At 55.0% G+C, this 15,760-nt stretch carries 12 protein-coding genes; 6 read left to right on the plus strand and 6 right to left on the minus strand.

Annotation, left to right across the window (positions count from 1 at the left end):
- Positions 1–446: 446 nt before the first annotated feature.
- The 3 genes from AQ981_RS17690 to macB all read left to right on the plus strand — a co-directional run bounded on the left by AQ981_RS17690 (position 447) and on the right by macB (position 5,381).
- Positions 447–2,120, plus strand: coding sequence for an ATP-dependent endonuclease (locus AQ981_RS17690; protein WP_058913175.1), 1,674 nt, complete (start codon positions 447–449; stop codon positions 2,118–2,120).
- Between the two features lie 205 nt (positions 2,121–2,325).
- Complete coding sequence (gene macA / locus AQ981_RS17695) at positions 2,326–3,438, plus strand: macrolide transporter subunit MacA (protein WP_058913072.1); 1,113 nt, start codon at positions 2,326–2,328, stop codon at positions 3,436–3,438.
- On the plus strand, positions 3,435–5,381 hold the full coding sequence (macB, locus tag AQ981_RS17700) for a macrolide ABC transporter ATP-binding protein/permease MacB (protein ID WP_058913073.1): 1,947 nt from the start codon (positions 3,435–3,437) through the stop codon (positions 5,379–5,381). Before macA ends, macB begins: the two co-directional genes overlap by 4 nt.
- 61 nt (positions 5,382–5,442) lie before the next feature.
- Here the strand turns inward: macB and cspD are convergent, their stop codons facing one another.
- Entirely contained in the window at positions 5,443–5,664 is a 222-nt protein-coding gene (cspD, locus tag AQ981_RS17705) for a cold shock-like protein CspD (protein WP_058913074.1), read from the minus strand.
- Between the two features lie 330 nt (positions 5,665–5,994).
- On the opposite strand from cspD, the gene clpS reads away from it, so the two are divergent.
- Together clpS and clpA are read left to right on the plus strand one after the other, a co-directional pair.
- Positions 5,995–6,315: an ATP-dependent Clp protease adapter ClpS gene (gene clpS, locus AQ981_RS17710; protein ID WP_058913075.1), complete on the plus strand. Its 321-nt coding sequence runs from the start codon at positions 5,995–5,997 to the stop codon at positions 6,313–6,315.
- A 30-nt stretch (positions 6,316–6,345) separates the two neighbouring features.
- Entirely contained in the window at positions 6,346–8,622 is a 2,277-nt protein-coding gene (clpA, locus tag AQ981_RS17715; RefSeq protein ID WP_058913076.1) for an ATP-dependent Clp protease ATP-binding subunit ClpA, read from the plus strand.
- Positions 8,623–8,805: 183 nt separating this feature from the next.
- On the opposite strand, the gene infA is transcribed toward clpA, so the two are convergent.
- The 5 genes from infA to trxB form a co-directional block, all read right to left on the minus strand.
- The gene (gene infA, locus AQ981_RS17720; RefSeq protein WP_001040187.1) at positions 8,806–9,024 is read right to left on the minus strand and encodes a translation initiation factor IF-1; all 219 of its coding nucleotides are present in this window, start codon (positions 9,022–9,024) and stop codon (positions 8,806–8,808) included.
- A gap of 261 nt (positions 9,025–9,285) precedes the next feature.
- Positions 9,286–9,987 (minus strand): leucyl/phenylalanyl-tRNA--protein transferase, encoded by a 702-nt coding sequence (gene aat / locus AQ981_RS17725; protein WP_058913176.1) that lies wholly within the window; start codon positions 9,985–9,987, stop codon positions 9,286–9,288.
- 143 nt (positions 9,988–10,130) lie between these two features.
- A complete protein-coding gene (gene cydC, locus AQ981_RS17730) occupies positions 10,131–11,852 on the minus strand; it encodes a heme ABC transporter ATP-binding protein/permease CydC (RefSeq protein ID WP_058913077.1) in 1,722 nt (573 codons plus the stop codon).
- Positions 11,852–13,618 carry a heme ABC transporter permease/ATP-binding protein CydD gene (gene cydD, locus AQ981_RS17735; protein ID WP_058913078.1) on the minus strand — a complete coding sequence of 589 codons (1,767 nt, stop codon included), beginning with the start codon at positions 13,616–13,618 and terminating at the stop codon, positions 11,852–11,854. Before cydD ends, cydC begins: the two co-directional genes overlap by 1 nt.
- A 118-nt stretch (positions 13,619–13,736) precedes the next feature.
- Positions 13,737–14,705, minus strand: a complete 969-nt coding sequence (gene trxB / locus AQ981_RS17740) for a thioredoxin-disulfide reductase (protein ID WP_058913079.1) — start codon at positions 14,703–14,705, stop codon at positions 13,737–13,739.
- A gap of 495 nt (positions 14,706–15,200) precedes the next feature.
- Between trxB and lrp the strand changes: the two genes are divergently transcribed.
- Positions 15,201–15,695 carry a leucine-responsive transcriptional regulator Lrp gene (gene lrp, locus AQ981_RS17745; protein ID WP_000228469.1) on the plus strand — a complete coding sequence of 165 codons (495 nt, stop codon included), beginning with the start codon at positions 15,201–15,203 and terminating at the stop codon, positions 15,693–15,695.
- The last annotated feature ends 65 nt before the right edge of the window (positions 15,696–15,760 follow it).

A 15,760-nucleotide genomic window follows, 5' to 3' on the forward strand; every position in this document is an offset into this window, starting at 1 on the left:
CTACCTCTAATTATTTATAACAACTATTGATGACATTATTTCCGTGCCGGTTATCCAGAATTATGCCGGCATGCCAAAACCAGAATGATGAGAACATCATAAAATAAGCGCGCTAATACTAATGAAATCACCATCCTTTATCCAGTTGCTTAACAGCTTAAATAATGAGCTTTTGCGGGTATGATAACATTCCTTTATCAATTGGCGGTGAATGAAGTATAGATTATGTTCGAATGAAGCGTGCTTATTATAAATAACTATTAAATATCTTAATTTTTAAGAAGTTTCCTTCTCAGGATTACTCCTAAAAAATCAGCAGGCTTTAAAATTTTTTACTTTTGAATGAGATCGACGCAATGTCAGGAGCCAGAGGTTATCGCTATACTCTGGGTTGTGTCTCGGTTCTGCCGGCTATGGATGATGTGAAAGGCAACCTGGAGGGAAAGATGTTTCTCGAGCGTGTGGAAATTGTCGGTTTTCGCGGTATCAACCGCCTGTCATTGATGCTTGAGCAAAATAATGTCCTGATTGGGGAAAACGCCTGGGGTAAATCGAGCCTGCTGGATGCCCTGACGTTGCTGCTGTCGCCGGGACCGGAGCTGTACTCATTTTCCCGGAATGACTTCTACTTTCCTCCTGGCGATGTCAGCGGCCGGGAACACCATCTGCACATTATCCTGACGCTGCGGGAAAACGCTCCGGGACATCACCTTGGCCGCCGCTATCGCTGTCTTGCGCCGGTATGGGTGGAAGGGGAAGACGGCTATTGCCGCATTCTGTATCGCCTGGAAGGGGAACTGGCGGAAGAGGATACGGTACTGACCCTGCGCAGCTTTATCAATAATGATGGTCAGGCTATCGAACTGCCGGATATTGATGTTATCGCCCGCCACGTCAGCCGCCTGAATCCGGTGCTGCGCCTGCGCGACGCGCGTTTTTTGCGGCGTCTGCGCAACGGCAATGGGGTCACGGGGACGGTGCCTTCGCTTCCGGAAACCGAAGCTACAGCCCGGCAACTCGACGTGCTGGCCAGGGAACTGGTCTCCCATCCGCAGAATTTGACGGACGCGCAACTGCGCCAGGGGCTGTCGGCGATGGTGCAATTGCTTGAGCACTATTTCTCTGAACAGGGCTCAATGGAGGCCCGCTACCGCCTGATGCGGCGACGTTCTCATGATGAACAGCGTAGCTGGCGTTATCTGGATGTCATTAACCGTATGATCGATCGCCCCGGTAGCCGGGCGCACCGGATTATTTTGCTGGGTATGTTTTCCACTCTGCTACAGGCGAAAGGCGCGATTAAGCTCGATCGCGACGCGCGTCCGCTACTGCTGGTGGAAGACCCGGAAACCCGGTTACATCCGATCATGCTTTCCGTGGCCTGGAATCTGCTTAACTTGCTGCCATTGCAGAGAGTGACGACCACCAATTCCGGTGAACTGCTGTCCCTGACCCGGGTAGAACATATTTGCCGACTGGTGCGTGAATCCAACCGGGTCGCGGCCTGGCGTCTGGGGCCCGGGGGGATGAATGCCGAAGACAGCCGGCGTATCGCCTTCCATATTCAGTTTAACCGCGCTTCTTCGCTATTTGCCCGCTGCTGGCTACTGGTGGAAGGGGAAACCGAAGTCTGGGTTATGAATGAACTGGCCAGGCAGTGCGGCCACCATTTTGATGCGGAAGGGATTAAGGTGATTGAGTTCGCCCAGTCCGGACTGCGGCCATTAGTTAAGTTCGCCAGGCGGATGGGGATCCAGTGGCACGTCCTGGTTGACGGCGATGAAGCCGGTAAGAAGTACGCCGCCACGGTCCGGGGCCTGCTGGACAACGATCGTCAAATGGAAAAAGAACATCTGACGGCGTTGCCGGCGCTGGATATGGAGCATTTTATGTATCGCCAGGGGTTCAGCGATGTCTATCACCGGGTTGCTCAGATCCCGGAGGATGTGCCGATGAATATGCGCCGGGTGATCACCAAAGCGGTTCATCGTTCCTCAAAACCGGATTTAGCGATCGAAGTAGCAATGGAGGCCTCCCGGCGTGGAACCAATGCCGTGCCGACATTGTTACGTACGATGTTTACCCGGGTACTGTGGCTGGCGCGTGGGCGGGCGGATTAGCGCCGCCTGGCTCGCCGTAGGTTATTCATCTTGCTGGCCGGGCGAATGTCCGGCGGGTTATTTTTATTTCATCAGCGGATGCTGTATAGGGAGCACCCGTTTTGTTGGTGTGGTTATCCATTAATTTATTTTAATGAGAAATGCATTTTGGTTGTTATATTGTTTAATTAAATACTTTTTAGTCGCCTGACTTCAGGACTGTGGAATGTTTAAGGGAAAATTTAAAAAGCGTTATCTGCTACTGGCGGTGATTATAATTCTGGCGATCGTCTGGGGCTGGCAAAAATTAAATGCGCCGCCGCCGCAATACCAGACCATGATTGTCCGTAAAGGCAACCTGGAACAAAGCGTCCTGGCGACCGGGAAACTGGATGCGCTGCGTAAAGTCGACGTCGGAGCCCAGGTGAGCGGTCAGTTGAAAACGCTGTCTGTGAATATTGGCGATAAAGTAGAGAAAGACCAACTCCTGGGGATTATCGACCCCGAGCAGGCGGAAAACCAGATTAAAGAAGTGGAGGCCACGCTGATGGAGCTCAGAGCGCAACTGCGCCAGGCGCAGGCCGAAGCGCGGCTGGCGCAGGCCACGCTTGGCAGGCAGCGGGCGCTGGCGAAAACCCAGGCGATTTCGCAACAGGATCTGGACACCGCCGCCACCGAATTTGCGGTTAAACAGGCGCAAACCGGGACTATTGAAGCGCAGATTAAACGTAATCAGGCGACGCTGGATACCGCGAAAACCAACCTGGAATATACCCGCATTGTGGCGCCAATGGCGGGTGAGGTCACGCAAATTACTACCCTGCAGGGGCAGACCGTGATTGCCGCGCAGCAGGCGCCGAACATCCTGACGCTGGCCGACCTCAGTACCATGCTGGTCAAAGCCCAGGTATCGGAAGCGGATGTGATACATCTCAGGCCCGGCCAGTCTGCCTGGTTTACGGTACTCGGGGATCCGCTGACCCGCTATGAAGGGGTTCTGAAAGATATCCTGCCGACCCCGGAAAAAGTCAACGATGCGATTTTTTATCATGCGCGCTTTGAGGTTCCTAACCCGAAAGGCATTTTGCGTCTTGAGATGACGGCGCAGGTGCATATTCAGCTTGGCGGCGTAAAAGATGTGCTGGTGATCCCGCTGTCAGCGTTGGGGGAACCGGTGGGGGAGAATCGCTATCAGGTTACTCTGCTGCGTAATGGAGAAACCCGGGAGCGGGAGATTACCATTGGCGTGCGTAATGACACTCAGGTAGAGGTGGTCAATGGCCTGGCCGAAGGTGATGAGATCGTGACCGGGCCGGCCATTACCGGGAAGACGCCATGACGCCTCTACTTGAATTAACGGATGTGCGACGCAGCTATCCTTCCGGAGATGGCGACGTGGAGGTATTAAAAGGGATCTCCCTGACCATCAATGCCGGGGAAATGGTGGCGATCATGGGGGCGTCGGGATCAGGCAAATCGACGCTGATGAATATCCTCGGCTGCCTCGATAAGCCCACCAGCGGCAGTTACCGGATTGCCGGCGTCGATGTGGGTAAGCTGGACGCTGACGCACTGGCCAGCCTGCGGCGCGAGCATTTTGGTTTTATCTTCCAGCGCTACCACCTGCTGGCGCATTTGACGGCGGAACAAAACGTCGAAGTACCGGCGATTTATGCCGGGCTACCGCAGCAGGCGCGACGCCGGCGGGCCCTGGAACTGTTGACGCGGCTGGGGCTGGAAAACCGTGTCGACTACCGCCCCGGTCAGCTATCGGGCGGCCAGCAGCAGCGCGTCAGTATCGCCAGAGCGCTGATGAACGGTGGCCAGGTGATTCTGGCCGATGAGCCCACCGGGGCGCTGGACAGCCATTCCGGTGAAGAGGTGATGGAAACCCTGCGCCAGCTTTGCGCACGCGGCCATACCGTGGTCATCGTGACTCACGATCCGCAGATCGCCGCTCAGGCGCAGCGCGTGATAGAGATTCGCGATGGTGAAATTATCCGCCAGTCGGCCCCGGGCGAGGGTGTCCTATCGGTCGTGAATATTGAGCGGCATGCTCCGCCAGCGTCCTCCTGGCGCCAGGCGCTGAGCCGCTTTCGTGAGGCTTTCGCAATGGCCGGACTGGCGATGGCGGCCAATAAAATGCGTACCCTGCTGACGATGCTGGGGATTATCATTGGCATTGCCTCGGTGGTTTCAATCGTTGTAGTGGGCGATGCCGCCAAACAGCTGGTGCTGGAGGATATTCGGGCGATCGGCACTAACACGATTGATATCTATCCAGGGAAAGATTTTGGCGACGACGATCCCGGTTTTCAGCAAGCGCTGAAATATGACGATATGCAGGCGATCGCTCAGCAGCCGTGGGTCAGTTCCGCAACGCCATCGGTGTCGAAAAACGTGCGGGTACGCTACGGCAATATTGATGCCGCTGCCAGCGCCAACGGCGTCAGCAGCCAGTATTTCAATGTCTACGGTATGACTTTCAGCGAAGGGGGGACCTTTAACGATCGCCAGCTTCAGGGGCAGTCTCAGGTTGTGGTGCTGGATAGCAATACCAAAAAGCAGCTGTTTCCCAACAAGCTGAAAGTGGTGGGCGAGGTTATTCTGGTGGGCAGCATACCGGCTACGGTGATCGGGGTGGCGGAAGAGAAGCAATCGATGTTTGGCAGCAGCAAAATTCTCCGCGTCTGGCTGCCGTATACCACCATGACCAGCCGGGTCGCCGGGCAAAACTGGCTGAACTCGATAACCGTGCGGGTAAAAGACGGTTACGACAGCCATACGGCGGAGCAGCAACTCAATCGTCTGCTTGAGTTACGCCACGGTAAGAAAGATTTTTTTACCTACAATATGGACGGCCTGTTGAAAACCGCGGAAAACACCACACGTACATTACAACTGTTCCTGACGCTGGTGGCGGTGATCTCTCTGGTGGTCGGCGGCATTGGCGTTATGAACATTATGCTGGTCTCGGTGACCGAACGTACGCGCGAAATTGGCATTCGAATGGCGGTAGGCGCCCGGGCGGGCGATGTGCTCCAGCAGTTTTTGATTGAGGCGGTGATGGTTTGCCTGGTGGGCGGCGCGCTGGGAATGGGGCTGTCGATGATGATTGCATTTATCCTGCAACTGTTTCTGCCCGGCTGGCAGATTGGCCTCTCGCCGCTGGCGCTGTTGACCGCCTTTATGTGCTCAACCCTCACCGGAGTGATATTCGGCTGGTTGCCGGCGCGCAACGCCGCCCGGCTGAGCCCGGTGGATGCCCTTTCCCGGGAATAAAATAAAAATGCCAGCACCGGGCTGGCATTTTACTTGTGGGATGTACACAATAAATCGAGAGTTACGCGACCGCTTCTGCTTCTATAGGTACGATCACGCTGGCGTGGTTGCCTTTGGGCCCCTGGTGTACATCAAACCTGACAGTTTGTCCGGCTTTGAGCGTTCTGTAGCCATCCATTTGGATGGTGGAGTAATGTGCGAAGATGTCTTCGCCGCCGCCTTCAGGGCAAATGAATCCAAACCCTTTGGCGTTATTGAACCATTTAACTGTACCCGTCTCCATACTTCGACATCCTTCATAAATCTTGTTCAAGTAAGATGGAATGAACCGGTTGATGAGATGGGCGGGTTGTTCAAAACCTCGCCAACTCATGCCAGTACAATTTAGAGAATTCAGGCAGAGCGTCAAGCACCGGGCAGGGGGGGAATGGGGAAAATGCGTCAAAAATTTGAAGCAGTTAACGCTTATTGACATTAATGTGACAGACTTCGCGAATACCAATGATAGAGGATAGTTATCGTGTAGCTGAGGTAGATTGAGAGTACATATACTCGACTTTATCCGGGCGATACGATTGCCAATTAAATGTGAACAGTATGATGATGACGGGCAATGAGTAAACCGAACGACTGGCTGGATTTTGACCAACTGGCGGTAGAAAAGGTGCGAGATGCGCTGCAACCGCCGTCTATGTATAAAGTAATATTAATGAACGATGACTACACGCCAATGGAATTTGTTATTGACGTACTTCAAAAGTTCTTTTCTTATGATGTTGAGCGTGCAACGCAACTGATGCTCACCGTTCACTATCAGGGCAAAGCGATTTGCGGCGTCTTTACCGCCGAGGTGGCGGAAACGAAAGTGTCGATGGTGAACAAATACGCCCGGGAAAACGAGCATCCGTTGTTGTGTACGCTGGAAAAAGCCTGAAGACAGGCATGTAAATTGGGGGAGGTGCCTATGCTCAATCAAGAACTGGAACTCAGTTTAAACATGGCTTTCGCCAGAGCGCGCGAGCACCGACATGAGTTTATGACTGTCGAGCACTTGTTACTGGCTCTGCTCAGTAACCCATCGGCCCGGGAGGCGCTGGAAGCGTGTACCGTCGACCTGGTGGCGCTGCGTCAGGAACTCGAAGCCTTCATTGAACAAACCACGCCGGTGCTGCCGGAGGGGGAAGCGGAGCGCGATACTCAGCCGACGCTCAGCTTTCAACGCGTATTGCAGCGCGCGGTGTTCCATGTCCAGTCCTCCGGCCGTAGCGAGGTGACCGGCGCCAACGTTCTGGTCGCTATTTTCAGCGAACAGGAATCCCAGGCGGCCTACCTGCTGCGTAAGCATGAAGTCAGCCGTCTTGATGTGGTGAATTTTATTTCCCACGGGACCCGTAAAGACGAACCTGGTCAGTCCCCAGGGGCGGAAAATCCGGGTAGCGAAGAACAGCAGGCAGGCGGGGAGGAGCGTATGGAAAACTTCACCACCAATCTTAACCAGCTTGCCCGGGTCGGCGGTATCGATCCGCTGATCGGCCGCGATAAAGAACTGGAGCGCACAATTCAGGTCCTGTGCCGTCGGCGGAAAAACAATCCGCTGCTGGTCGGGGAGTCCGGAGTCGGTAAAACGGCGATCGCTGAAGGCCTTGCCTGGCGCATTGTGCGCGGCGATGTGCCGGAGGTGATTGCCGACTGTACCATCTATTCGCTGGATATTGGCTCGCTGCTGGCGGGCACCAAATACCGCGGTGATTTTGAAAAGCGCTTTAAAGCGCTGCTGAAGCAACTGGAGCAGGATACCAACAGCATTCTGTTTATCGACGAAATTCACACCATTATCGGCGCCGGCGCGGCTTCCGGCGGCCAGGTGGATGCGGCGAATCTGATCAAACCGCTGCTTTCCAGCGGCAAAATTCGGGTGATTGGTTCTACCACATATCAGGAGTTCAGCAATATTTTTGAGAAGGATCGGGCGCTGGCGCGTCGCTTCCAGAAAATCGATATTACTGAACCGACGGCGGATGAAACCGTGCAGATCCTTAACGGTCTGAAACCGAAGTATGAAGCGCACCATGATGTCCGCTATACCGCGAAGGCGATTCGTGCAGCGGTGGATCTGTCGGTGAAATACATCAACGATCGTCATTTGCCGGATAAGGCGATTGACGTCATTGATGAAGCGGGGGCCCGCAGCCGTCTGATGCCGGTCAGCAAGCGCAAGAAAACCGTCAATGTGGCGGATATCGAATCCGTGGTGGCGCGTATTGCGCGCATTCCGGAGAAAAGCGTTTCAGCCAGCGATCGCGATACGCTGAAAAATCTTGGCGATCGTCTGAAAATGCTGGTCTTTGGTCAGGATACAGCGATTGAAGCGCTGACGGAGGCTATCAAGATGAGCCGCGCCGGGCTGGGACACGAAACCAAACCCGTGGGTTCTTTCCTGTTTGCCGGGCCGACTGGGGTTGGTAAAACCGAGGTCACTGTACAACTGGCGAAGGCGCTGGGTATTGAGCTGCTGCGTTTTGATATGTCCGAATATATGGAACGTCATACCGTCAGCCGCCTGATTGGCGCGCCTCCGGGTTATGTGGGCTTCGATCAGGGCGGGCTGTTAACCGATGCGGTGATCAAGCATCCGCACGCTGTACTGTTGCTGGATGAAATCGAGAAGGCGCATCCGGATGTCTTTAACCTGCTGCTGCAGGTGATGGATAACGGTACCCTGACCGATAACAATGGTCGCAAAGCCGATTTCCGCAATGTAATCCTGGTGATGACCACTAACGCCGGGGTACGGGAGACGGAGCGTAAATCTATCGGTCTGATTCAACAGGACAACAGCACTGACGCGATGGAGGAGATCAAAAAAATCTTTACTCCGGAGTTCCGCAACCGTCTGGACAACATTATCTGGTTCAACCATTTGTCCACAGAGGTTATTCATCAGGTGGTGGATAAATTCATTGTGGAGTTGCAGGTGCAACTGGATCAGAAAGGCGTGTCGATGGAAGTCAGTCAGGAAGCTCGCGACTGGCTGGCGCTGAAGGGCTATGACCGGGCGATGGGGGCCCGCCCGATGGCGCGTGTGATTCAGGATAACCTGAAAAAACCGCTGGCTAACGAACTGTTGTTTGGTTCGCTGGTGGACGGTGGTCAGGTGATTGTGGAACTCGATAAAAAGCAAGACGCGCTGACCTATCAGTTCCAGAGCGCTCAGAAGCACAAGCCGGAAGCGGCGCACTAAAAGAGCAAAGCCCGCATTAGCGGGCTTTCAACAAGGGTAAACATTGGTAATAACGTATTTGCCTGGCAAATCGTTTTCCGCAGACCAGAGTTTAATCTTTATTTGTTACCTGAAAGCCCGCTAATGCGGGCTTTTTTGTCGGTATCTTCGCTGACGAGCTTGATTGCAGCGAAACGAAATCTGTCAGCGACTACGGAAGACAATGCGGCCTTTGCTCAGGTCGTACGGAGTCAGTTCAACCGTTACCTTGTCGCCCGTCAGAATGCGGATGTAGTTTTTACGCATTTTACCGGAGATATGAGCGGTTACCACGTGACCGTTTTCCAGTTCAACGCGGAACATGGTATTAGGCAACGTTTCCAGAACGGTACCCTGCATTTCAATATTGTCTTCTTTGGCCATCTAATCCTCTGGGGTATCACTACCATAGTTTGAACCGGCAAGATAATGCCGAAGTTCGCGTATTATGTAAAGAATTATGGGTGTGAAATCACCCGTATTATCCGGCACACGGTAAACCGCACTGGCAGCACATGCATAACAGAGAGCAGGTGGTAAACATGGGCGTTATTAGTTACGAAGCCTGAAAAAGCGGCGGGAGTAACGGCGGAAATCATTGTGCGCGCCAATTATAACACCCTTATTGAGATTGTGTTTAAAACATTACGTCAGCGGCCCGAGCAGACGCGGCAGCCAGCAGGTTTTTTCCAGGCTCTGCAGGCGCAGACTGGACAGATGCTGTAAATAGTCGCGGCGGGGAATCTCTAAGGCGCCCAGAGAGGCGGTATGCGGGTTTAACACCTGGCAATCGATCAACTGGCCGCCATAGTGCAGAAAATGGCGACAAAAGCTCAGCAGCGCGATTTTAGAGGCATTCTCACGGCGGCTGAACATCGACTCGCCGCAAAACAGCGCCCCCTGGGCGACGCCGTACATGCCGCCGACCAGCTCGTCTTCCTGCCATACTTCGATTGAATGGGCATGTCCCAGCTCATGGAGCAGACAGTAGGCGGTGTTGACTTCCGGGGTTATCCAGGTACCTTCATCGCGCTGCTGCCCACAAAGGGTTATCACACGCTCAAAGGCGTAGTTGAGGGTTACCCTAAAAGGGGAGCGACGGATAAAACGCTGAAAGCTGCGACTGATATGAAACTGTTCGGGAAACAGCACCGCCCGCGGGTCCGGCGACCACCAAAGGATCGGATCTCCGGGAGAAAACCAGGGAAAAATCCCGCGCTGATAGGCGGCCAGCAGCCTGCCGGGACTGAGATCGCCCCCCAGCGCCAGCAGGCCGTTTGGCTCCCGCAGCGCGCCTTCCGGTGACGGAAAGACCATCGAGTAACGAGAGAGCTGTACCAGTCTCATATCAACAGAAATCTCCACCCACAGCCCATGAATCAGCCAGAAATCAGTGCGTTTGCACGTTGACAACAAGCCCCCCTGAATCGCCAGCGCACAAGGTGTTTTATACCCGCAGCCTGAACTATTCAGGTATATACCATCATAGTTTATCGACGCTGACGGAAATGATAATAGCGTCCCTGTTGCGCCAACAATTCACCGTGGTTACCTTGCTCAATAATTTGCCCGCTGTCCATCACCACAATGCGGTCAAACTGTGACAGCGCCTGCAAACGATGCGTTACAATCAATACGGTTTTCCCGGCGGTCACCCGCAGCAGCAGATCGAGTATCTGGCGTTCCGTTTCAGCATCCAACCCTTCGGTAGGCTCATCCAGCAGTACCAGCGGCGCATTGTGCAGACAGGCTCTGGCGATAGCGAGACGGCGCAACTCGCCGCCGGAGAGCTGGCGCCCGCCTTCCCCGAGCCAGCAATTCAGGCCGCTGTCTTCCAGTAATTTTTCCAGTCCCACATCCTGTAACACTGCTGTGAGACGATCGTCAGAAGCCTGGGGGCTGGCCAGCAACAAATTATCGCGCAGGGTGGCGCTGAACAGGTGGGTGCGCTGTGGAACAACGCTGGTGCTGGCGCGCAGCGTCGCTTCATCATAACTGGCGATACTGGCGTCATTAAATCTGATTTCGCCACTTTGGCAGTCCCAGGCCCGGGTCAGTAGTTGCAACAGGGTGGATTTACCACAGCCGGTTTTTCCCAGAATCGCTACCCGTTCACCGGCCTCAATCTGCAACGAGACTGTTTTCAGGGCCGGCAGCGGCTGCCCGGGGTAGTAAAATGTGACATCGCGCAGCGTCAGCGCCAACTGGCGGGGCAGGGGGACAGCGGCTTGTGGAAAATTCACTTCTGGCTGCTGGCTGGTCACCTGGGTAACCCGCCGCGCTGAAGCGATGACCTGTCCCAGATGCTGGAAAGCGGCGGTGACCGGGGCCAGAGCTTCAAAACTGGCCAACGCACAAAAAACAAACAGTGCGATAAGCGCGCCCGGCGAATCGTTGCCACCCACCGAGTGCGAGGCGAGCCAGAGCATTACAATAACGGTAATTCCGCTGATAAAAATCATCAGCGCCTGCGAGAGCGCGGTGAGCCCGGCCTGACGGCGCTGGGCGTCCAGCCATTGGTATTCGCAGTGATCCAGCTCGCGGCGATAGCGATCGCTGGCGCCGAACAGCGTCAACTCCGCCTGCCCCTGCAGCCAGGTGGTCAGCCGCTGGCGATACTGGCCGCGCTGTTCGGTGATGGCCTCGCCATGAGGTTTACCGGAACGATAAAACAGCGGTGGCAGGAGTAACAAGGTCAACAACAAAATACCGCCGAGCGTCAGGGCCAGCGTAATATCAAGCCAGCTCAGGCAGGCAATAACGACCACAATCACCGCCAGCGCGCCGATGATCGGCGAAAGTACCCGCAAATAAAGGTGATCGAGGGTGTCGACATCCGCCACCATGCGGTTAAGCAGTTCGCCCTGGCGAAAACGCGCCAGGCCGGCGGGAGAGAGGGGGAGCAACTTACTGAACGTCGTGACCCGCAAATGCTGTAATACCCGGAAGGTGGCATCGTGACTTACCAGTCGTTCGAAATAGCGCCCGGCGGTACGAATGATCGCCGCGCCGCGCACCCCGGCTGCCGGCAGCATGTAGTTAAATGTGTAGATACCTGCCACGCCGGCCAGCGCCGATGCAGATAAAAACCAGCCGGACAGGGTGAGCAGGCCGATGCTGGCCAGCAGCGTGACAATGGCCAGAATGACGCCGAGCGTTAACAGCCACTTATGGCGGCGATACAGCGCCAGATAGGGGAGCAGGGCTTTCATCAGATTTCCTCCTCGCGCCAGGTGAGTAGTTCGGCGAACGGACCTTCTTGCCCGGCAAGGGCGGCATAATTTCCCTGCTGGATAATTTGCCCGTCGCGCATCACCCAGATGCTGTCCCAGTCGCGAATATAGTCCAGTTGATGAGTGACCATCAGCGTAGTTTGCTGGCGCGAGGCATCATTCAGCGCGTTCATCACCAGCTCTTCGCTGCGCGCGTCCAGACTGGCGCCCGGCTCGTCCAGCAACAGCAGACGACAGGGGGAAAGCAGGGCGCGCGCCAGCGCAACGCGCTGGGCCTGGCCGACGGAAATCCGGGTCGCCTGTTCGCCGACTACGGTATCCAGCTTTTCCGGAAGCTGACTGAGAAATTCGCTGACGCCGGCTTTGTCGATGGCGGCGGCAATCTGCGCTTCGCTGGCGTCGGGGGCGCCGAGGGTGATGTTCTGGTGTAGGGTGGTGGCCGGGAGTTGGGGGTTTTGCCCCACCCAGCTTAACTGTTCGCGCCAGTGCTGCGGTTCAAGCTCCCGGAGCTCGCTGCCGTTAATGGTCAGCGACCCCAGGTAGGGCAGAAAGCCGGACAACAGATTGAGTAGCGAACTTTTTCCGGCGCCGCTTTGCCCGACCAGCGCCACGCGGCTACCCGCCGGTAGCGTAAAGTTAAGCGGCGCGCTGAGCGGCTTACCTTCGCTGGTCAGAATAACCAGATTGTGGGCGACAATCTCCAGAGGACCTTGCGTGGTGAGCTTTTGCTGGCCGCGGACAGGGGATTGCAATGGAGATTCCATAAAGGTTTTCAGACTATCTGCGGCGCCAATGGCCTGGGCTTTGGCATGGTAAAACGTGCCAAGATCGCGCAGTGGCTGAAAATATTCCGGCGCCAGAATGAGCGTCAGAAAACCGGCGAACAGTGTAACGCCGGTGCCATAGTGGCCGAAATTCAGTTCCCCGAGGTACGAAAAGCCGAAATAGACGGCGACCAGCGCTATCGACAGCGAAGCAAAAAACTCCAGAACCGCGGACGAGAGAAACGCGAGCCGCAACACTTCCATGGTCCGCTGACGGAAATCCTGCGAGGCGCGCTCAATATCGGCGGTCTCCTGTTTGCCGCGGAAAAATAAACGCAATGTCTCCATACCGCGCAGACGATCGAGAAAGTGACCGCTAAGCCGCGACAGCGCCAGGAAGTTACGGCGGTTGGCATCGGCGGCGCCCATACCCACCAGCGCCATAAACAGCGGAATCAGCGGCGCGGTTCCCAACAGGATGAGCGCCGCGGCCCAGTTGACGGGCAGGATAGTCAGGACGATGAGCACAGGGATGGTTACCGCCAGCGACATCTGGGGCAGATAGCGGGCATAGAAATCATGCATGTCCTCGATCTGCTCAAGAACCAGCGTCGCCCAACTGCCGGCGGGTTTATTCTGGATCCACGCCGGCCCGGCCTGATGCAGCCTGTCGAGCACCTGGCGGCGAATCTCCTGGCGGATATGCAAACCAGCGTGAAATCCCACTTTTTCGCGCAGCCAGACTATCCAGGTCCGCAGTACGATGGTCAGCAACAGCAGAACAAAGGGCAGCAGGAGCGCCTCAACGGGGATGTTCTCCATAATCATATGATGCAGCAGGCGCGCGAGTAGCCAGGCCTGGGCAATGATCAGCAAACCGCTTATCAGCCCCAGCAGGCGTGACAGGTTCAGCCAACGGCGGGAAATAACGCTTTGCTGCTTTAGCCAACGGCTGAGCTCTTGTTGACGGGTTTTATTCATTGGGTGCCAGTTGCAGGTGTTTTCGTCGTGGCGCGACAGGGGGCGCCGTCTTGACTGGCAATGTTACATTGGGATGAAAAGAAAGGCGACTGTTCAGTCGCCCTGAGAGTGTTACAGATTACAGACTTTTTTCCGCTAAACCATCCAGATAGCGTTCTGCATCCAGCGCCGCCATACAGCCGGTTCCGGCGGAGGTAATCGCCTGGCGGTAGATATGGTCCATAACGTCGCCGGCCGCGAACACGCCCGGAATGCTGGTCTGGGTGGCGTTACCCTGAGTGCCGGACTGCACTTTGATATAACCGTTTTCCAGTTCCAGTTGGCCGGCAAAAATCGCCGTATTCGGGCTGTGGCCAATCGCGACAAACAGACCCGCGACGTCCAGCGACTCTATGTTGTCGGCGTTTTGGGTGTCGCGCAGGCGCAGGCCGCTAACGCCCATCTGGTCGCCGGTAACCTCTTCCAGAGTGCGGTTGGTATGCAGCACGATATTGCCGTTTTTGACTTTATCCATCAGGCGGTTGATAAGGATTTTTTCCGCCCGGAAACTGTCGCGGCGGTGAATCAGATGCACTTGTGCCGCGATGTTAGACAGGTAAAGCGCTTCTTCAACGGCAGTATTGCCGCCGCCGATCACAGCGACTTGTTGGTTACGATAAAAGAAACCATCACAGGTAGCACAGGCGGAAACGCCGCGGCCTTTGAACGCCTCTTCCGAGGGCAGGCCCAGATAACGAGCGGAAGCGCCGGTGGCGATAATCAGCGCGTCACAGGTGTAGTCGCCGTTATCACCGCTGAGGCGGAACGGACGGTTCTGTAAATCCACTTTGGTGATATGGTCGAAGATAATTTCCGTGTCAAATTTGCTGGCATGCTCATGCATACGCTCCATCAACAGCGGGCCGGTCAGATCGTTGGGGTCGCCGGGCCAGTTTTCGACTTCGGTCGTGGTGGTCAACTGGCCGCCTTTTTCCATGCCGGTAATCAGGACCGGGTTGAGGTTTGCGCGCGCCGCGTACACCGCAGCGGTGTAGCCCGCCGGGCCGGAGCCGAGGATAAGAAGTTTACTGTGTTTCACCGTGCCCATGAGATCCTCATTGTTCGTTGAGCCAATGGGGCGGATTGTAGGTAATTTGCGACATTAAAAAAAGAGTGCAGCAATTTTGTTAACAATATGTGCAATAGGAAAGGCCGATGAAAACACGATTGTAGTCGCTATTGGTGCATAAATATCTGGCTGAAAATACACGACGGGCGCGGTGATAATATGAGGAATAATCGCCAGTCGTTATTAACATCTGGCACTTTCTACTAAATTTTGATGTTTTGCTTTGACAATCACCTGCTGTTTTGCGAAAACATCAGAGGGAGAAAAACGCATCGGGCGGGTTATGGGGTGACATCCTCATGCAGGCTCCATGCAATTTTACCGGGTCATTGAAATCTACGCATGGCGTGGACAGACGCCATTCGTGATGTCAACGACAGCCATTCCGGCAACGGTCTTCTCATGTACTCCCTGAAACAGTGAGGTTTTCAGGGTTATGGCAGGCGAAGGAAGGAATACAGAGAGACAATAATAATGGTAGATAGCAAGAAGCGCCCTGGCAAAGATCTTGACCGTATCGATCGTAACATTCTTAACGAATTGCAGAAGGATGGGCGAATTTCTAACGTTGAGCTTTCTAAACGTGTAGGGCTTTCCCCGACGCCGTGCCTGGAACGTGTGCGTCGCCTGGAGCGCCAGGGCTTTATTCAGGGTTACACTGCGTTACTGAACCCCCATTACCTGGACGCGTCGCTGCTGGTGTTTGTTGAGATAACTCTGAATCGTGGCGCGCCGGATGTGTTTGAGCAATTTAACGCCGCTGTGCAAAAACTTGAAGAAATTCAAGAGTGTCATCTGGTTTCCGGGGATTTCGACTACCTGTTGAAAACCCGCGTGCCGGACATGTCAGCGTATCGTAAATTGCTGGGCGAGACCCTGTTGCGCCTGCCGGGCGTCAACGACACGCGTACCTATGTGGTAATGGAAGAAGTCAAACAGAGTAATCGTCTGGTAATTAAGACCCGCTAATAACGGGACAGGTGCAAAATCAGCGTAGTTTGATTACACTCCTGTTAATCCATACAGCAGCAGTG

This window comes from Entomohabitans teleogrylli (assembly GCF_001484765.1).
Classification (GTDB): domain Bacteria; phylum Pseudomonadota; class Gammaproteobacteria; order Enterobacterales; family Enterobacteriaceae; genus Entomohabitans; species Entomohabitans teleogrylli.